This window comes from Salegentibacter mishustinae (assembly GCF_002900095.1).
In the GTDB taxonomy this organism is placed as follows: Bacteria; Bacteroidota; Bacteroidia; order Flavobacteriales; family Flavobacteriaceae; genus Salegentibacter; species Salegentibacter mishustinae.
In genome coordinates, this window is the sequence record NZ_LLKN01000001.1 from 139770 (window position 1) to 157158 (window position 17389).

Sequence of the window (17389 nt, forward strand, 5' to 3'; positions counted from 1 at the left end):
ATGAAAACGGTAAAGAAATCTGATTTGCCGGAAAAAATATGTCCAGTTTGTCAAAAGCCCTTTAAGTGGCGTAAGAAATGGGAGAAAAATTGGGAAGAAGTAATTTATTGTAGTGAAAAATGCAGAAGAAATAAGTAATGAGTACAGGATTAATTTGGTTTCAAAATAATTTACGCATAGAAGACAACCTGGCTTTAGCCGAAGCCTGCAAAGAAAATGATAAGGTTATAGCCATTTACTTTTTTGATCCCAGGCAATTTGATTTCACCGAATTCGGATTAAAAAAAACAGGAAAGTTTCGGGCTAAATTCTTAATAGAAACAGTTACGGAACTAAAAGAAAATCTTGCCTCCTTAAATATTCCATTATTCATTTATCAGGAAAAGCCTGAAGATTACCTCCCAAAATTTCTTCAGGAATATAATATTTCCAACGTTTATCTTCAAAAAGAATGGACCAGCGAAGAGCAAAAAATAATTTCGAAAGTTAAAAGAGAAGTTTCTGAAGCTATTCAGTTTAAAGCATTTTACGATCAATTCTTATTTCACCCTGAAGATATTCCCTACTCGAATTTTAATAAAATTCCGAAGGTATTTACAGAATTCAGAAAAAAGTGTGAAGCAAAGGTTTCTGTCAGAAAATGCTCTCCAACACCTCAGCCGCTAAACACCGAAAATTTTGATCTAAAAAACAATACTAAAATTCCTAACCTAAAAGATTTAGGATTTGAAGAATTTGCTCAGGATTCAAGAACCGCTTTTCCCTTTAAAGGTGGAGAAAATCAGGCGAAGAAGAGAGTTCAACAATATTTTTGGGAAACAAGAAATCTCGCAAAATATAAACAAACCCGAAACGGTTTAATTGGTGAAGCTTACAGCTCTAAACTTTCGGCCTGGCTTGCTAATGGTAGTATTTCGGCAAAACAGGTGTATTGGGAAGTTAAAAAATTTGAAAAGGAGATCACCAAAAATCAGGATACCTATTGGTTGATTTTCGAACTTATATGGCGCGATTATTTTAAATTTATTTCCCTAAAACACGGCAATAAAATCTTTAAAATTAGCGGCATCCTAGAAAAAGAACTGGATTGGAATAAAGATGAAAAGGCCAGAGAGAATTGGATAAATGGAGAAACCAAAGAGCCTTTTGTAAATGCGAATATGAAAGAACTAGCCGCCACAGGATTTATGAGCAATCGTGGTAGGCAAAATGTTGCCAGCTACTGGGCAAAAGAATTAAAACAGGATTGGCGGGTTGGCGCAGCTTATTTTGAAAGTTTGCTTATAGATTATGATGTACACAGTAATTGGGGAAACTGGATGTACAATAGCGGTGTTGGTAATGACCCAAGGGATAGAAAATTTAATATAAAACGCCAGGCCGAACATTATGATCCCGATCAAAAATTTCAAAACTTATGGCTGAAAGAGTAAAAACGCTAAGGTTGATCCTGGGCGACCAGCTTAATCATCAACATAGTTGGTTTAAGGAAGAACAGGAAAACATATGCTATGTTTTTATGGAGATGCGCCAGGAAACCGATTATGTAATGCACCATATTCAAAAGGTAATTGGATTCTTTAGTGCAATGCGCGAGTTTGCTGAACACTTAAAAGAAAGACATCACGAGGTTATTTACCTTAAGATCAACGATAAAAAGAACAAACAAACATTACCCGAAAACCTGAAGCAGTTAATTTCAGAATATGAAATTGAAAAACTTGAATATCAACTGCCCGATGAATACCGACTTGATGTACAATTAAAAGATTTTTGTAGTGACTTAAACATTAACACCGAAGCATACGATACCGAGCATTTTCTTACCTCCAGGGAAGATCTTACCAATTTTTACAAAGGGAAAAAAGAAATGACCATGGAATATTTTTACCGCGATATGCGTAAAAAATATGATGTGTTAATGGTGAACTCTAAAGATCCTGAAGGTGGGAAATGGAATTTTGATAAATCTAACCGTAAAAAATGGAACGGCACGCCAGAAATTCCACACGAACGTGGATTTAGAAAAGATGTTTCCACGTTACTCCAGGAAGTAGAGAAAGCAGGCATTAAAACTTTTGGAAACCTTGATGCCGAAAAATTCAATTGGCCAACCAGCCGGGAAGATTCGCTTTCGGTTTTGAATTATTTTTCCAAAAACTTGTTGATTCATTTTGGAGATTTTCAAGATGCATTACATACTGAACAGGCCTACTTATTCCATTCCCGACTTTCGTTTGCTTTAAACACCAAAATGCTACATCCTAAAGAAGTAATAGATTCGGTAATTGGTTATTGGCGGGAAAATAAAGATGAAATAGACATTTCTCAGGTAGAAGGTTTTGTACGACAAATTTTGGGTTGGCGCGAATATATGCGCGGAATTTACTGGAAAGAAATGCCGGGTTATGGAAGAAGCAATAAGTTGGATAATCAGAATAAATTACCGGAATTTTACTGGAGCGCCAATACAAAAATGAATTGCCTAAAGCATAGTATTCAACAAAGTCTTGATAATGCCTATGCACATCACATTCAGCGTTTAATGATAACCGGCAATTACGCTTTACTCACCCAAAGCCATCCAGATGAAGTTGACGCATGGTATCTTGGTATTTATATAGATGCGATTGAATGGGTAGAAATAACCAATACGCGAGGCATGAGTCAATTTGCAGATGGCGGTATTGTAGCTACCAAACCTTATGTTTCCAGCGGTTCCTACATTAATAAAATGAGCAACTATTGCAAAGGATGCGAGTACGATGTAAAGAAAAAAACCGGCGAGCATTCCTGCCCCTTTAATAGTTTATACTGGAATTTTTTAGATGATAAACGCGAATTTTTTAAAGATAATCGCAGAATGGGAATGATGCTCAATATGCTGGATAAAAAGTCTGAGGATGAATTATTTAGAATAAAAGAACGAGCAAATGCCATAATTCAGAATCCTGAAAATTTTTAACATTCGAGTTAAACACTAGTTAAAAGCTATTATTCCAAATCAGTTATTCTCTAAATTCGTTTAGAACTAAGAAATAGATTTACTTAGTAAAGAGTAGAAAACTAAAAATCAAATTATTACGCTTTTCGCTCCTTTAAAAGTGAAAATTTATTTATTAACTTGTATAAACCATTAACCAAAGTAGCTTAGCTACACAAAACCAACCAATATGAGAGATTTAATTTGGCTTATCGTAGTATTACTAGTAATAGGATGGCTTGTTGGATATTTTGCATTTCCAGACCTGGGAAGCATTATTCACATTCTAATTGTAGTAGCCGTAATCCTAATTTTGTATAAATTATTAACCGGACGCCGTCTGTAATTAATAATTTAATCGAATCATTAAACCCTTTGAAATTCTCAAAGGGTTTTTTATTTGCAAAATCTTATCTTAGATCTTAAATAAAAAACATGTGGAATCTTAATAATAAATATGCGCTGGTAACCGGCGGAACCAAAGGAATTGGAAAAGCAGCTGTCCTAGAGCTTATCGAACTGGGAGCCCAGGTTTTGTTTACTTCCAGAACTCAAAAAGATGTAGACCTTTTACTAAAAGACTTGCAAAAAGAGGGCAAAAAAGTACACGGCTTGGTGGCCGATGTGACTAGCGCCGAAGACCGGCAAAAGGTCTTCGATTATATTGAAAAGCAATGGGGCAAACTGGATATTCTGGTAAATAATGCAGGGATCAATATTCGCAAAAAAGCGAATGATTATACGAATGAAGAATTTAGAAAAGTGATGGAAATAAACCTTAATGCTCCTTTTGAATTAAGTACAAAACTTCATTCCCTGCTTCAAAAAAGCGGCAATGCAAAGATCGTGAATGTGGCGTCTTCGGCAGCGATACAAGATGTTGGTACAGGCACACCTTATGCAATGTCTAAGGCGGGATTACTTCAACAAACCAGAAGTCTTGCGGTAGAATGGGCTAAAGATGGTATTCGAGTGAACGCGGTTTCTCCCTGGTTTACAGTTACGCCGCTTACCAAAGGACTTTTAAGTGAAAAGCAAAGAATGAATCCCATTATTAAAAGAACACCATTAAATCGTGTGGCCGAAGCCAGTGAAATGGCTTCCATAATCGCTTTCCTTGCTATGGATAAATCTTCTTATATCACCGGTCAAAATATTATAGCCGATGGTGGAATGAGCGTAAATGCTATTTAAAAGCAGTTTTTGTATCTTTATAGGAAATCAATCACTATGAAAAAACTAATACTTTTTACCTTTCTTTTTGCCGCACTGACGAGCTGTAAGAATGAAGAAACTAAAATTGGCAAGGAAACTGCCGCTGAACCCGAAAAAAGCATTCAACAGCAAATTGCCGTGGCCCACGGATTAAATAATTTTACCGATGTTGAAGAAATTCAATTTACCTTTAATGTTAAGGTTCAGGATTCTTTAAGAACCAGCCGTGCCTGGACCTGGAAACCACAAACCGATGAGATTAGGCTTACCGAAGGTGATATTAGTCAAACCTATACTAAAACCGATAGCATTTCTGAAGACGATAAACAAATAGACCAAAAATTTATTAATGATTCTTATTGGCTATTATTCCCTTTCCAAATGGTTTGGAGTGATGCAAATATTTCGGAAGAAAAAACAGGAATTGCTCCAATTAGCAAGGAAGAAATGAACTATTTAGAAGTTTCTTATAAAGGCGAAGGTGGCTATACTCCGGGTGATACCTATGTGGTTTATTATAAAGACGATCTTCTTTTGGAAGAATGGATTTATAAATCTGCTGATGGAAAAAGGGAAATGCCCACTACCTGGGAAGACTTTGAAGATTTTGAAGGATTAAAAATCGCTAAATCTCATAAATCTCCTGACGGAAGTTTTGAATTATTCTTTACTGACATTAAAGTAAAATAATTCCAATATTTTATTAAACCAGAAAGCCACGAATTCGTCAATAATTGATGAATTCGTGGCTTTTTGATTTATTAGTATGCGAGCGCAAAAGATCTACTCGAACTGATGTTTTTTTGTTCTTAAAATATTAGTTTTTAGAACCGGTGAAAATTTCCCTGGCTCCTTCGGCAGGTTTCCAATCAGAATTTGGTTCAAAGTAATTCCAAAGTAAGGCTGAAATTTTTCTTTGTAATTCCCAGGCTTCATTGCCTTCTTCCCAGGATTCATCTTTATTGTTCTTTGTAGCTATATAACCTACATAATCGCCAGAAGGTGCATTAACCATAAAAAGCTCAGATCTGGATTTATTTACCATGCCCTGTTTAGCAGCAGCCTGTACATAAGGCGGTATTTGTGACAAAGCATACTCCTGATAAAAAGAATTACCCAGCAACCTGTACATCTCATCGCTGGCTGCAGGACTAATTAATTCGCGATTTCGTATTTCTATTAAAATGGAAGCCATTTCACGCGGAGTGGTTTGACCCCAACCGTATTTTTCCCAATCCTTTTCCCGACCATCAGTTCTGGAATTTACGCGGGTGTGCTCCAGGCCAATTTCATCCATTAGTTCATTAATAGCTTCTCCGCCTCCGGCAAGCTCCTGGTTCCATAAAGAAGTAACATTATCGCTATAGCTAATCATTAAGGCTACCAGCGTTCTCAAATCGGTTTTGGTGCTGTCTTTGTAAAACTGCATTAATCCGGAACCGCCATAAATACGATCTGTAGAATAAACCATGGTATCATTGTAATTCAATTCTCCCTTTTCGATTTTATCAAAAATCTTCACGAGAATAGGCACTTTCACAATACTTGCCGTTGGAAAAATGGTATCGGCATTTATTGCTATTTCTTTATCGGTTTCCAGGTTTTTCACATAAATACCCACATCACCTTTAAAATCATTAACTAGCGCCTCCAATTTCTGTTGAAGTGCAAGATCCATTTCAGTATTTTGGGTAAAACCTGTTACTGAAACCATAAACAAGCAAAGAACAATTATCTTTTTCATTGATCTTAAATTAAATAAGGATTTATTTTTATTTTGACTTTTCTAAAATTCCCTTCTTAAGAATTTGCCCGAAATGGAACATATCTTCAAAAGAACAATAAAAAGGAGCCGGAGCCAGTCTAATTACATTGGGTTCACGCCAATCGGTTATCACTCCATTTTTCATTAAATAATTAAACAACTCCCTACCTTCACCGTGCAAAAACACTGAAAGTTGCGTACCGCGTTCTTCCTGGTTGGCTGGAGTAATAATTTCAAAAGTACTATCAACTTCCTTATCAATTTCGTGTAGAACGAATTCGAGATAAGCCACAATTTTATTTCGTTTTTCTATTAAAGCTGGCATCCCAACTTCCTCAAACATTTCCAGGGAAGCTAAATAAGGCGCGAGAGCCAGAACGGGAGCATTAGAAATTTGCCAGGCATCTGCACCGTTTTCGGGCTGGAATTCGGGTTCCATTAAAAATCTTCGCTCTTTGCTATGTCCCCACCAGCCTTCAAAGCGGGGAATATCTTTTTGGTTATGATATTTTTCATTTATAAAACATCCAGAGGCATTCCCGGGGCCGCTATTCATATATTTATAACTGCACCAGGCAGCAAAATCTACGTTCCATTCGCTTAAGTTTAATTCAATATTTCCCGCGGCGTGCGCAAGGTCCCAGCCTACAAAAGCGCCTATTTCGTGTCCTGCCCTTGTTATTGTTTCCATTGCAAGCACCTGGCCGGTATAATAATTCACGCCACCAATGAGCACCAAAGCGCACTGCTCGCCTACTTCTTTTATTTTCGCAAGAATATCTTCGGTTCTAAAGTTATTTTCTCCTTCACGTCTTTTAATTTCCACGATCGCTTCATTTGGATCATAACCGTGAAAACGGACCTGGCTGGAAATCATATACTGGTCGCTGGGAAAAGCTTTTTCCTCACAAATAATCTTGTAGCGTTTTCCTTTTGGTCTATAAAAAGAAACCATTAATAAGTGCAAATTTACCGTAAGTGTATTCATTACAGTAACCTCAGCAGGCTTTGCTCCTACTACTTTAGCCAGTTTTGCTGAAAAACGCTCGTGATAATCCCACCAGGGTTTTTCGGCATAGAAATGACCTTCTACAGCGAGATTCGCCCAATCGGTCATAATCTCGTCTACATATTTTTTAGCCGATTTAGGCTGAAGTCCAAGTGAATTTCCGGTGAAGTAAATTACATTTTCACCTTCGTGCTGCGGAAAAATAAATTGATCCCGGTAAGATGATAATTTATCTTCGGCATCGAGTTCTCTGGCATATTCTAGGGTATTTTTAAACTTCATGTGTGGTTATATTTTTAATACTGAAGATTTAAAATCTAAGTTATCGAGTAAAAATACAATTTATAAAATAGTTTCAACCTATTCTAAAAGTCTGGTTTTACAGGAAAAGAGGAATCATAATTCAAGTTTAAGAATTAATAATTTCTCTAAATTTGAACAAAAACAGAAGCCAATGCATTTTTTACCTGAAGCGATAGATGACTATATTTTAAAACATTCAGCTAAAGAACCAGAGTTTTTAGCGAAACTAAACCGCGAAACCAACCAGAAAGTATTACAGCCCAGAATGTTGAGTGGAAACTATCAGGGTAGGATTTTAAGTTTAATTTCAAAAATAATAGCTCCAAAAAGTATTCTGGAAATTGGCACTTACACGGGTTACTCGGCATTATGCCTGGCTGAGGGTTTAGCTAAAGATGGCATGTTGCACACCATAGACATCAATGAAGAATTATACGATTTTCAGCAGAAATATTTTCAGGCTTCAGAATTTAAGAATAATATCAAGCAATATATTGGGGACGCCAGGAAGATAATTCCGGAAATAAATTCAAAGTTTGACCTGGTTTTTATTGATGCCGATAAACCAAATTATCCTGCATATTTCGAATTGATTATTGATAAAATGAATCCCGGTGGTGTTATATTATCAGATAATGTATTGTGGAGTGGTAAAGTAGTGAAGCCGGTAAAACCTGATGATGAGTCTACCCAGGCACTTTTAAAATACAATAAGATGCTTGCTGAAGACGAACGTATTGAAACTGTAATTTTACCAATTCGCGACGGATTGACCTTAAGCAGGCTTAAATAAAACGTTTGCCTGAACGTTGGTAAAGCATAAAGAAAGTAGTTGCAAAAATAATTCCTACTGCTGCACCTACCAGTACATCTCCGGGATAATGAACTCCAACATAGATTCGGCTTAACATAAACAATAGTGGCCAGATAAGCACCACCCAAATCCAGGGATATTTATCTTTTAAAGAAAGAATTAAAAATAAAGCTGCGGCGGTAGAGACTGCGGAATGCCCGGAGAAAAAACTATAATTATCTGGTGTTTGCAGGATTCTAATTACATCGGCAATTTCAGGCTGATTGTTGGGCCTAAGCCGCAAAAAGAAGTTTTTAACTACATTGGTAAACGCGTAGGTAGAAAGGGCGGTTGCAAGAATAAATAAGCTGGTGAATAGCGCTTTTTTCCAGTGAAAGGCTACAAAATAAAGAATAAAAAAGGTAATATATAAAGGAATCCAGTTTTGAATGGTAGTAACGGTAATCCAAAAATTGTCGTAAGATTCAATTCCTAATCCATTAAGGTAAATAAACAGCTCACGATCCCATTCTTTTAGCTGCTCTAACATACAAAATGATTAAAATCTACGCTTTACCGAACCGGTGATCTCATCGATATCCTCTTTCACTTTATCGATCTCACCTTTTACATCTTTAGAAATATCGGTATTTATACCTTGTTTATCGGCACTTTTCTGAATTTCAGTTTTGATATCGTTAGATGCGTTTTTAAGCATTTTCATTCCTTTTCCCATTCCGCGGGCGATATCAGGAATTTTATCGGCACCAAAAACCATTACCAGAATAAAAAGGATAAAGGCAATCTCTGCACCACTAATAAAAAGGGGTATGATGTTCATAGCAAAACAAATATAGCCACAAATTTAAGTATAAAAAAAGCCGACTCGTTAAAGTCGGCTTAAAAATTTTTTAGTTTCCAAGATTCTCCTTGAATTCCTCAAACTTATTGGTAGTCTCCTCCTTAGGCCAGGTGTTATTGCTAACATCAACATCTGCCGTTTCAAGATTTGGATCTACCACAATTTTGGTGATCTCTTTATTGGTGGCAATAGCTTTTGTCGCCACCTCATCGTTCATTCTCCATAATTGCACCGGATACCTCTTCATTTCGGTAGAACCATCTGCATAAGTGAATTCAACAATTAAAGGCATTGGAATTCCTCCCGGTTTTTCAAAAGTTACCTGGTAGAAATATTTAGGATCTTTTAGCTTAGCTCTTTCCTCTTCAGAAAAATTATCCATCACATACTCCTTAATTGTAGGTGAATTTTCTAGAACAGATTTCCCTTTTAAACTTTCGTCAAAGTCTTCACTATCTTCATTCACTACATAAACAGCATCTATCTCTTCAGGATCTGCACCATAACGCTCTAAAAATTCTTTTCCTTCTTTGGTGGCATTATCGGTTATATAAAGTTTTTGTACTTCTTTAATTCCCATATCTACGTTATGCGTAGTATAGAACCATCCTCTCCAAAACCAGTCTAAATCTACTGCCGAAGCATCTTCCATTGTTCTAAAGAAATCTTCAGGAGTTGGGTGCTTAAACATCCAACGGTGAGCAAAAGTTTTATAGGCGTGATCAAAAAGCTCGTGCCCCATTACGGTCTCTCTCAAAATATTTAGAGCCGTTGCCGGTTTTCCGTAAGCATTATTCCCTAACTGATATACATTCTCTGGGTTAGACATGATTGGAGCAATATATTTTTGATTGCCTCTCATATAAGGAACAATTTTAGAAGGAATACCTCTTCGAGATGGATATTGCTCTAAAGACCCAATAGCTTCCGGATATTTTTCTCCAAATTCCTGCTCTGCAAGATACTGGCTAAAGGTATTTAAACCTTCGTCCATCCATCCCCATTGACGTTCGTCACTGTTAACGATCATTGGGAAAAAGTTATGTCCAATTTCGTGAATTATCACACTTATCATCCCAAACTTCGTTCTATCAGAATATGTTCCGTCTTCATCTGGACGGCCGTAGTTCCAGCAGATCATAGGATATTCCATTCCCTGGTTTCTTGCGTGAACCGAAACCGCTTTATGATATGGATATTGAAAAGTTTGTTTTGAGTAAGATTTTAAAGTACTGGCTACGGCTTTAGTAGACCATTCTTCCCAAAGTGGATTTCCTTCTTTAGGATAAAGAGAAACGGCCATTACATCTTTGCCATCTATATTGGTCGCCATCATATCAAGAATGAATTTTCTTGAAGTAGAAAACCCAAAATCTCTAACCATATCGGCTTTATATTTCCAGGTCTTAGTTTTGTTAGAAAAAGACTTTTCAGCTTCTTCAGCTTCTGCCTGGGTTCTAACAATTACGGGTTCGTCATAAGATTTTTTGGCCTGCTCGTAACGGCGCATCATTTCTTCAGTATAGACCTCTTTCCTATTTTGAAGTTTTCCTGTAGCTTCCATAATATGATCTGCAGGAACGGTAATATCTACTTCGTAGTTACCAAAAGGAAGAGCAAACTCACCGCTTCCCCAAAATTGCATATTTTGCCATCCTTCAACATCATTATACACAGCCATTCTAGGGAAGAATTGAGCAATTACGTAGGCATTATTTCCATCTTTAGGGAAATGCTCGTATCCGCTTCTTGCTCTATCGGTAATATGATTATTGATATTATACCACCATTTCATTTCAAACTCAAAAGATTCACCAGGCTCTAAAGGCTCTTCCAAATCTATTCTTAGCATCGTTTGATTGATGATGTAATTTAATTTATCTCCATTGTGAGTTAATCCAACAATATTGAAACCTCCATCAAATGGTTCTTCCATATGTTCGTCAACAAAACGCTGTGGTGTAGCAACCGGTCTCATTCCACTAGGATTACGATCGGCCGTTGGTGCATCTTTCTTACGCACGTTTTGGTCTAACTGCACCCATAAATATTCCAATTCATCGGGAGAATTATTATGGTAAGTCACCTCGGCTTCGCCATCTAAACGAGTATTTTTATCGTCTAAAACAATATCCATTTTATAGTCTGCCTGGTTTTGATAGTAGGCTTCTCCTGGCGCACCGGCACCGGTTCTATATTGGTTTGGAGTTGCAAAGGTTTTATAAAGTTGTTTAAACTTATTGTTATTCTCGTGACCTTCCTGTTTTGGTTTTTGTTCTTCGGCTTCAGATTCCTGGGCCTGTATACCGCTTACAAAAAGCATCACTAAAGCGAAACTTAATAATCTTAATCTGTTCATCAATTATGTTTTAATTTAAAGATTGCTAAAAATAAATATTTTTCCGGGCCTTTCCTTAAAATTTAAGGAAAAGTGAGTTTTTCTGTTTCCTGCTGCCGCATAAGAAGTAAACTTTTAGTCTTATCGTTTACTTTTACGTGTACTACATTTTTTTGATCGTCAAAAAGATCGGTAAGGATCTCGTTGGTGACTTCAATTTTATTAAAGGGAGCCAGGTTTTCAACTTCAATATATAGCACCAATTGATCGGCATCGTATTCTTTTCCTAAATAATTAAGTTGAAGTTCTTCCCCATTAACCTGAAGCCTTAATTTTTGCTTGAGATATTTTGAAATATTTTCGGAAACCGCACCTTCTTCTGCTTCCTCTGAAAGTTGAAGATCTGCGCCATAACGTTCGTTAAGCACATCTTCAAAATCGTCTATAAAAACTCGGGTAATAATTTGAAGACTCTGCTTTTCATTATTGTATTCAATCTCGGTAACGCTTAAATAAAATTCGTGAGCTCCCGATTTAAATCCAGAAAGCAAAAAAAAGCTGGCAAGAATTAGGCTTATTTTTCTCATTAATTTTTTCTAGTATTGAGCAAATATCAATCCAAAGTCTTTAAGGCCTTAAATTCTGCTGCTTTAGATTGAAAAAACTCATATAACTCTAAAGGATTATCCAGTAGAATTTCTAAATCGTAATTTTCAGCACAATAATACGCAAAATCCATTATCTCGTTTGCCGGGATATTAAAGTCTGTAATAAAGATTTGTTCAGAAATTAGGTAAACCGCTTTTTCCACCTGAAATTTTAAATCGGCATTTTCCTGCCTTTTTTCCACCTCATCTAAAGTCCCGTTTAGTTTATTCATAATTGGCGCCAGAGGAATTTTTCCTGTCAAAACCCCAATTAAACTCAATTTACTGCCGCCAGGGCCAGTGGTAGCGGTAAAGGCTTGTCTTTCAATTTGCGTTGGCGGCGGTTTTCTTGCCATTGGTGCATTTAAATCGAATTTATTAAAGGTTTTAATTCCTGAAATATCTTTGGCAAGGTTTCCCGAGAGCTTATGAAGTTTTACTTCTTCTAATTCAGTTAGATCTTCTACTAGTTTAATTCTATAATTTTCTAGCTGAAGAATTTCGCGATTTACTACGATCTTTCCCTTTTTATATTGAACGGAAGAAAAAACCAAAGTATCCCCTCCACTGACTTCGACTGAAAAACGCCCTGAAAGTTCACTAACGCCACCTTTTTCTCGACTAATATTTATAATGTGCACAGGGGAATTTAGCGGTTCTTCAGTAATAATTTGACCGGATAATATCTCTTTCTCCTGCGAAAAGCCTTCACTGAAAATTAGCAGAACCGCAAATAGAATTATTAAATCAATCCTGGATAAATTCATTATATTCAGTGATCATTCCTTTGGCGAATTCCATTAAAATTAAAGGATCATTTTTATTGACTAATTCTTTAAAGTTCGGCTTCCGGCTGCAGTAGTAGAGAAAATCCATGATCTTGTTTTCCTTTAATTCCAGGGTTTCCGTATAAAATTCGTCAGGCATCAAATCCCTGGCTTTATAAACAAGGGCGCTTAATTTACTATTTTCAATAGCCTTTTCATACATTTTCTTTTGTCCGGAAATGATTCCGTAAAGCACTCCCACGGGATCATTAGGGCTGGTAATAGCCGCTAATTTTCGCTCTTCGATACTTAGCGGTTCTTTATCTGAAAGCGCAAAACCAATAATCCTGGGATCAAAAGTTTTAATCCCCTCGATATCATTTCCGAGATTTCCGCTAAATTGATGCAGCCGCACTTCATCTAATTCTGTAAGTTCTTCTTGTAATTCAATCTCTAATGCTCCAGAAGATAAAATTTGCGGTGTAACCAATATTTCTTTTTTCTGAAATTGTACCGAAGAAAATAATAAAAGATCATTCTCCTTCACCTCCACGGTAAACTCACCATTCGCTTCGGTTACCGTCCCTTTTTCTGCTGTAATATTTATAATATGAATTGGCGCTTCAATAGAATCGGTAAGGATCTTTCCTTTAAGCATTACGCTTTCCTGGGAATAGCAATGAGTAGAAAAAATCAGTAAAATAAAAATGAAAAAACTATTTTTCATTTTAGTCTGCAATAGATTTCAGATAGGCCTTACTTTTTATTTCTAAATAAACCACCAGGTCCAAAGCGCGTTCTTCTTTTAATAATTTTTGCTGAAAACCATTTTCAAAAATATAGGTGAGAAAATTCATAATATGATTGGAATCGATCTTTAAATGATTTGTAAAGAAATAATCATCAAATTTATTACGCAAAGTATTAATCACCTCTCTTTCGTTTAATGCTTTAGATTCAGATTTACTAAGAGAACCAAAATTTGGTTTACCGGTAATCAAGCCTACCAAACCTAAAATATTACCGCCGGCTGGCGCCTGGGTTTGGCTGGCATTAAAAGCCTCGTTTGGTGTACCCCTTGGAATTACGCTACGTGGCACAGGCGGCACTTTAATAACCGGCATATCTATTACCTTAATATCTGCAATATCTTCCTTTAAATTCCCGCTAAGATTGTGAACTCTTACCTGCTCTAATTCTGTTAGTGCAGGTAACAATTTAATATTTAAAATTTTCTGATTAAGGATTTTAGAAGTTATTTGTACTTCTTTTCGCTGGAATTGTACTGAAGAAATTAGCAGTAAATCGTTCTCCTTTACTTCAAGTTTAAAATTTCCCGCTTTATCACTAACGGTTCCCTTTTCTTGCGTTACATTGATAATGTGAATGGGAGCTTCAATTGAATCGGCTTGAATTCTCCCGGTGATTTCCTGTTTTTCCTGGGCGATTGCTAGTTGAGCAAAAGCCAAAAGGAAGATGAATAAGTAAGGTTTTATTGATTGATGTTGATTAAATAGCATTATTCCCGAGCGTGAAAAGCTTTATAGTCTTTGCTTTTATTTATTAAAAATTCGATGAGATTTAGCTCGTTTCCGTCCTGCAGTAATTCCTGGTCCAGGCCGTGATCTGTGACGTAATATATAAAATCATTAATTCTGTCGCGCTCTATATTTAAATTAGCCTTAAAAAACTCGTCGTCGTAAAGATCCCTTAATTTTTCATCTAACTCACGTTTAGTGAACGGATTATTTTCAACTTCGGCTCCAACCAGTAATTTGAAGATATTTACAAAATTAAGACCGTTTACAAGCCGGGTATTCCCGGCTGCCAGTGCTGCATTTCTTCCCGGACCCATTAGGGAATCAGGTTGTCTTCTAACATTCATAGCTTCTAGCTCAGCTGCAGAATACCTTGGCACTTCAGGGTCTTCCACCTCGATCCTGGCTACATCTACTCTAATGTCTCCCGAGAGCTCATTATCAGACAAAAGCACCTCTGGCAATTCAGTGACGGTTTCCGTTAGAAATACGTTCATTTCTCCAGAATTTATAACTCCTTCTGCCACTACTACTTTAAAATTTTCAAACTGAATAGCAGAAAAAACAATAGTATCATTTAGTGCCACTCGCAACTTAAATTCTCCGTTAGGGTTTGCTATGGTGCCCCGGGAGGTATTTTGATTAAAAATGGTCATTCCTTCGGGAGAATCATTTTCAGGAACAATTATTTTACCGTTAACCAGCATTCTTTCCTGCCCCTGCGCTAATAAAATATTGCAGAATAATATTAGCGTAATATATAATGTATTCTTTATCATAATCTTAATTTTCCTATTAATAAAGAAACAATTCTTACTCCTTATTTTAAGTAAAGCAGCTTGTAAACTTTTGTTAAAACCCCTATTTAAACTAAATTTAAGACTAGAAATCCTATACTCGCAAGAGAAAACACTATATACTATGAGTAAAGCATTATTGGCAAGTACATCTACTTTACATGGAGAAGAATACCTGGAATATCTTATTCCTGAATTAAAAACATTTTTCAGCGAAGCCGAAGAAGTAATTTTTATTCCTTTTGCCCGTCCCGGTGGGATTTCACACGATGAATATACCCAAAAGGCTGCTGAAGCCTTCAATAGAGCCGGAATTAAACTGCGAGGAATTCACGAATTCAATAATATGACAGAAACCATAACTGAGGCCAAAGGAATTTTTACCGGCGGCGGAAATACTTTTCTCTTAGTTTCTGAACTTTACCGGCATAAATTAATGCAGCCTTTAAAAGAGAGTGTTTTAAACGGCGCAGCCTATATGGGAACCAGCGCAGGAACAAATATTGCCGGGCTAACTATGCAAACTACTAACGATATGCCTATAGTCTATCCCCCGAGTTTTAAAACCCTGGGAATCGTACCTTTTAATATTAATCCGCATTATTTAGATCCCGACACAAACTCTACACATAAAGGAGAAACCAGAGAAACAAGAATTAAAGAATTTCATACTATAAATACACAACCTGTAGTTGGATTACGTGAAGGTAGCTGGTTGCTGGTTTCAGATAATAAAATTGAGTTAAAAGGTAAGTTAAGCGCGCGTATTTTTAAAACAGAAAAATTACCTTTCGAAATAGAAACAAATAGCGATCTAAGCGAACTAAATTAATTATGGATTACCAAAAAATTTTAAATACCATCAATGACGAATTAAGTTACCGGGACGTTACAGGCAAAGTTGCCTCCTACATTCCCGAACTTGCAAAGGTAGACCCAAGAAAATTTGGAATGCATGTTTATTGCGGAGATCGTCAGCATTTTAGTTTTGGAGATAGCGAAGAACTTTTTTCGATTCAAAGTATATCCAAAGTTTTTAGTCTTTCAATGGCTATGAGGCTTATGGGAGAAGATCTTTGGGACCGGGTAGATGTAGAACCTTCCGGAGACCCATTTAATTCTTTAAGCCAGTTGGAATATGAAAGCGGTGTGCCGCGAAATCCCTTTATTAATGCAGGAGCTTTAGTAATTTCAGATATTTTGGTAGACCAACTAGAAAACCCTAAACAGGAATTACTGGATTTTGTTAGAAAAATAACTCAAGATAATAGTATCAATTTCGATCCTAAGATTGCCACTTCAGAGAGATCTACCGGTTATAGAAATGTAGCCCTTGTAAATTACATGAAAGCCCTTGGAAACATTAAATGTGAAGTAGAACCTATTGTAGATTTCTATTTTCATCTTTGTTCCCTGGCAATGTCCTGTAAACAACTTGCTCAGGCTTTTATGATTTTCGCTAATAAAGGTAGAATACTTGGGACTAACGAAGAAATTTTAACTCCTACCACGGTAAAAAGGATCAATTCATTAATGCAAACCTGTGGTTTCTATGATGAAGCCGGAGAATTTAGTTTTGAGGTAGGCCTTCCGGGGAAAAGTGGAGTTGGTGGCGGTATCGTAGCCATCCATCCAGATCAATATTCCGTAGCGGTTTGGAGCCCTATATTAAATGAAAAAGGAAATTCTGAATTAGGCATGAAAGCTTTAGAACGCCTTACTACCTTAACAGGACTTTCGGTATTCTAGAAGAAAAAATATAGAAATAAAAAAAATGCTTTCCATAAATACAGAAAGCATTTCTTTTATAATTGAACACTGTAATAATTCTTAAAGCGCGGCTACGTGCTTTGTAAGTTGCGATTTTAAGTTCGCAGCTTTGTTATCGTGTATAATGTTTTTCTTTGCTAATTTATCTACCATAGAGATAACAGAAGGCAATAAAGCTTCAGCTTCTTTCTTCTCAGACTCCTTCAACTTCTTAATCGCGTTTCTGGTAGTTTTATGCTGGTAGCGGTTTCTAAGACGTTTGGTCTCATTGCTACGAATCCTCTTCAATGCTGACTTGTGATTTGCCATTACAAAATTGCTTTAATTATTTTTTAAAGTAGTCCGTAGGGGAATCGAACCCCTGTTACCAGGATGAAAACCTGGCGTCCTAACCCCTAGACGAACGGACCATTAATTTATTTCAAATTGCCTTTTCAAGACTTTTAAAAACACAAAACTTAAACTTGTGTTCTTTTGTAGTCCGTAGGGGAATCGAACCCCTGTTACCAGGATGAAAACCTGGCGTCCTAACCCCTAGACGAACGGACCATTTTTTGTTTCAATGCGGATGCAAAAATACAACTATTTTTCAATGCCACAAG

20 protein-coding genes and 2 tRNA genes are annotated in these 17389 nt (G+C 36.6%); 9 read left to right on the forward strand and 13 right to left on the reverse strand.

Features of this window, described 5'->3' with window-relative positions:
- The 6 genes from APB85_RS00710 to APB85_RS00735 all read left to right on the forward strand — a co-directional run bounded on the left by APB85_RS00710 (window position 1) and on the right by APB85_RS00735 (window position 4888).
- Window positions 1–138, forward strand: coding sequence for a DUF2256 domain-containing protein (locus APB85_RS00710; protein WP_083482153.1), 138 nt, complete (start codon window positions 1–3; stop codon window positions 136–138).
- Window positions 138–1433, forward strand: a complete 1296-nt coding sequence (locus tag APB85_RS00715; protein ID WP_057480244.1) for a DASH family cryptochrome — start codon at window positions 138–140, stop codon at window positions 1431–1433. Before APB85_RS00710 ends, APB85_RS00715 begins: the two co-directional genes overlap by 1 nt.
- A complete protein-coding gene (locus APB85_RS00720; RefSeq protein ID WP_057480245.1) occupies window positions 1418–2965 on the forward strand; it encodes a cryptochrome/photolyase family protein in 1548 nt (515 codons plus the stop codon). The genes APB85_RS00715 and APB85_RS00720 overlap by 16 nt, the downstream gene beginning before the upstream one ends.
- 208 nt (window positions 2966–3173) lie before the next feature.
- Window positions 3174–3329, forward strand: coding sequence for a lmo0937 family membrane protein (locus APB85_RS00725; RefSeq protein WP_103294398.1), 156 nt, complete (start codon window positions 3174–3176; stop codon window positions 3327–3329).
- Window positions 3330–3418: 89 nt separating this feature from the next.
- Window positions 3419–4177, forward strand: a complete 759-nt coding sequence (locus APB85_RS00730) for an SDR family oxidoreductase (protein ID WP_057480246.1) — start codon at window positions 3419–3421, stop codon at window positions 4175–4177.
- A 36-nt stretch (window positions 4178–4213) separates the two neighbouring features.
- Window positions 4214–4888 carry a hypothetical protein gene (locus APB85_RS00735; protein WP_057480247.1) on the forward strand — a complete coding sequence of 225 codons (675 nt, stop codon included), beginning with the start codon at window positions 4214–4216 and terminating at the stop codon, window positions 4886–4888.
- Window positions 4889–5015: 127 nt separating this feature from the next.
- Here APB85_RS00735 and APB85_RS00740 read toward each other — a convergent pair whose 3' ends face one another.
- Together APB85_RS00740 and kynU are read right to left on the reverse strand one after the other, a co-directional pair.
- The gene (locus APB85_RS00740; RefSeq protein WP_057480248.1) at window positions 5016–5942 is read right to left on the reverse strand and encodes a serine hydrolase; all 927 of its coding nucleotides are present in this window, start codon (window positions 5940–5942) and stop codon (window positions 5016–5018) included.
- A 28-nt stretch (window positions 5943–5970) separates the two neighbouring features.
- On the reverse strand, window positions 5971–7254 hold the full coding sequence (kynU, locus tag APB85_RS00745) for a kynureninase (RefSeq protein ID WP_057480249.1): 1284 nt from the start codon (window positions 7252–7254) through the stop codon (window positions 5971–5973).
- A 172-nt stretch (window positions 7255–7426) separates the two neighbouring features.
- Here kynU and APB85_RS00750 point away from each other — a divergent pair, with 172 nt between their 5' ends.
- Window positions 7427–8068, forward strand: a complete 642-nt coding sequence (locus APB85_RS00750; RefSeq protein WP_057480645.1) for an O-methyltransferase — start codon at window positions 7427–7429, stop codon at window positions 8066–8068.
- On the opposite strand, the gene APB85_RS00755 is transcribed toward APB85_RS00750, so the two are convergent.
- From APB85_RS00755 to APB85_RS00790, 8 genes are all read right to left on the reverse strand, one after another.
- Window positions 8061–8618 (reverse strand): phosphatase PAP2 family protein, encoded by a 558-nt coding sequence (locus APB85_RS00755; RefSeq protein ID WP_057480250.1) that lies wholly within the window; start codon window positions 8616–8618, stop codon window positions 8061–8063. The two genes, APB85_RS00750 and APB85_RS00755, sit on opposite strands and share 8 nt — an antisense overlap.
- Before the next feature lie 9 nt (window positions 8619–8627).
- Window positions 8628–8909, reverse strand: a complete 282-nt coding sequence (locus APB85_RS00760) for a Sec-independent protein translocase subunit TatA/TatB (protein ID WP_057480251.1) — start codon at window positions 8907–8909, stop codon at window positions 8628–8630.
- Window positions 8910–8979: 70 nt separating this feature from the next.
- On the reverse strand, window positions 8980–11289 hold the full coding sequence (locus APB85_RS00765) for a M1 family metallopeptidase (protein ID WP_057480252.1): 2310 nt from the start codon (window positions 11287–11289) through the stop codon (window positions 8980–8982).
- 62 nt (window positions 11290–11351) lie between these two features.
- Window positions 11352–11855 (reverse strand): DUF6702 family protein, encoded by a 504-nt coding sequence (locus APB85_RS00770; RefSeq protein ID WP_057480253.1) that lies wholly within the window; start codon window positions 11853–11855, stop codon window positions 11352–11354.
- Window positions 11856–11881: 26 nt separating this feature from the next.
- Window positions 11882–12556, reverse strand: a complete 675-nt coding sequence (locus APB85_RS00775; protein ID WP_146035365.1) for a peptidase associated/transthyretin-like domain-containing protein — start codon at window positions 12554–12556, stop codon at window positions 11882–11884.
- Window positions 12557–12662: 106 nt separating this feature from the next.
- The gene (locus APB85_RS00780) at window positions 12663–13409 is read right to left on the reverse strand and encodes a carboxypeptidase-like regulatory domain-containing protein (protein ID WP_103294399.1); all 747 of its coding nucleotides are present in this window, start codon (window positions 13407–13409) and stop codon (window positions 12663–12665) included.
- A gap of 1 nt (window position 13410) precedes the next feature.
- Window positions 13411–14202: a carboxypeptidase-like regulatory domain-containing protein gene (locus APB85_RS00785; RefSeq protein WP_057480256.1), complete on the reverse strand. Its 792-nt coding sequence runs from the start codon at window positions 14200–14202 to the stop codon at window positions 13411–13413.
- Window positions 14202–14999, reverse strand: coding sequence for a peptidase associated/transthyretin-like domain-containing protein (locus APB85_RS00790; RefSeq protein ID WP_057480257.1), 798 nt, complete (start codon window positions 14997–14999; stop codon window positions 14202–14204). Before APB85_RS00790 ends, APB85_RS00785 begins: the two co-directional genes overlap by 1 nt.
- Window positions 15000–15141: 142 nt before the next feature.
- Here APB85_RS00790 and pepE point away from each other — a divergent pair, with 142 nt between their 5' ends.
- Window positions 15142–15849: a dipeptidase PepE gene (pepE, locus tag APB85_RS00795; protein ID WP_057480258.1), complete on the forward strand. Its 708-nt coding sequence runs from the start codon at window positions 15142–15144 to the stop codon at window positions 15847–15849.
- A 2-nt stretch (window positions 15850–15851) separates the two neighbouring features.
- Window positions 15852–16766, forward strand: a complete 915-nt coding sequence (locus APB85_RS00800) for a glutaminase (protein ID WP_057480259.1) — start codon at window positions 15852–15854, stop codon at window positions 16764–16766.
- Window positions 16767–16847: 81 nt separating this feature from the next.
- On the opposite strand, the gene rpsT is transcribed toward APB85_RS00800, so the two are convergent.
- The 3 genes from rpsT to APB85_RS00815 all read right to left on the reverse strand — a co-directional run bounded on the left by rpsT (window position 16848) and on the right by APB85_RS00815 (window position 17336).
- Window positions 16848–17096 carry a 30S ribosomal protein S20 gene (gene rpsT, locus APB85_RS00805; protein ID WP_057480260.1) on the reverse strand — a complete coding sequence of 83 codons (249 nt, stop codon included), beginning with the start codon at window positions 17094–17096 and terminating at the stop codon, window positions 16848–16850.
- Between the two features lie 29 nt (window positions 17097–17125).
- Window positions 17126–17197: transfer RNA gene (locus APB85_RS00810), tRNA-Glu, on the reverse strand.
- Window positions 17198–17264: 67 nt separating this feature from the next.
- Window positions 17265–17336: transfer RNA gene (locus APB85_RS00815), tRNA-Glu, on the reverse strand.
- Window positions 17337–17389: the final 53 nt, after the last annotated feature.

Excerpts from the sequence above, each read along its gene's own strand:
- APB85_RS00710 (WP_083482153.1), top strand. The coding sequence starts at position 1 with ATGAAAACGGTAAAGAAATCTGATTTGCCGGAAAAAATATGTCCAGTT.
- APB85_RS00715 (WP_057480244.1), top strand. The coding sequence starts at position 138 with ATGAGTACAGGATTAATTTGGTTTCAAAATAATTTACGCATAGAAGAC.
- APB85_RS00720 (WP_057480245.1), top strand. The coding sequence starts at position 1,418 with ATGGCTGAAAGAGTAAAAACGCTAAGGTTGATCCTGGGCGACCAGCTT.
- APB85_RS00725 (WP_103294398.1), top strand. The coding sequence starts at position 3,174 with ATGAGAGATTTAATTTGGCTTATCGTAGTATTACTAGTAATAGGATGG.
- APB85_RS00730 (WP_057480246.1), top strand. The coding sequence starts at position 3,419 with ATGTGGAATCTTAATAATAAATATGCGCTGGTAACCGGCGGAACCAAA.
- APB85_RS00735 (WP_057480247.1), top strand. The coding sequence starts at position 4,214 with ATGAAAAAACTAATACTTTTTACCTTTCTTTTTGCCGCACTGACGAGC.
- APB85_RS00740 (WP_057480248.1), bottom strand. The coding sequence starts at position 5,942 with ATGAAAAAGATAATTGTTCTTTGCTTGTTTATGGTTTCAGTAACAGGT.
- kynU (WP_057480249.1), bottom strand. The coding sequence starts at position 7,254 with ATGAAGTTTAAAAATACCCTAGAATATGCCAGAGAACTCGATGCCGAA.
- APB85_RS00750 (WP_057480645.1), top strand. The coding sequence starts at position 7,427 with ATGCATTTTTTACCTGAAGCGATAGATGACTATATTTTAAAACATTCA.
- APB85_RS00755 (WP_057480250.1), bottom strand. The coding sequence starts at position 8,618 with ATGTTAGAGCAGCTAAAAGAATGGGATCGTGAGCTGTTTATTTACCTT.
- APB85_RS00760 (WP_057480251.1), bottom strand. The coding sequence starts at position 8,909 with ATGAACATCATACCCCTTTTTATTAGTGGTGCAGAGATTGCCTTTATC.
- APB85_RS00765 (WP_057480252.1), bottom strand. The coding sequence starts at position 11,289 with ATGAACAGATTAAGATTATTAAGTTTCGCTTTAGTGATGCTTTTTGTA.
- APB85_RS00770 (WP_057480253.1), bottom strand. The coding sequence starts at position 11,855 with ATGAGAAAAATAAGCCTAATTCTTGCCAGCTTTTTTTTGCTTTCTGGA.
- APB85_RS00780 (WP_103294399.1), bottom strand. The coding sequence starts at position 13,409 with ATGAAAAATAGTTTTTTCATTTTTATTTTACTGATTTTTTCTACTCAT.
- APB85_RS00785 (WP_057480256.1), bottom strand. The coding sequence starts at position 14,202 with ATGCTATTTAATCAACATCAATCAATAAAACCTTACTTATTCATCTTC.
- APB85_RS00790 (WP_057480257.1), bottom strand. The coding sequence starts at position 14,999 with ATGATAAAGAATACATTATATATTACGCTAATATTATTCTGCAATATT.
- pepE (WP_057480258.1), top strand. The coding sequence starts at position 15,142 with ATGAGTAAAGCATTATTGGCAAGTACATCTACTTTACATGGAGAAGAA.
- APB85_RS00800 (WP_057480259.1), top strand. The coding sequence starts at position 15,852 with ATGGATTACCAAAAAATTTTAAATACCATCAATGACGAATTAAGTTAC.
- rpsT (WP_057480260.1), bottom strand. The coding sequence starts at position 17,096 with ATGGCAAATCACAAGTCAGCATTGAAGAGGATTCGTAGCAATGAGACC.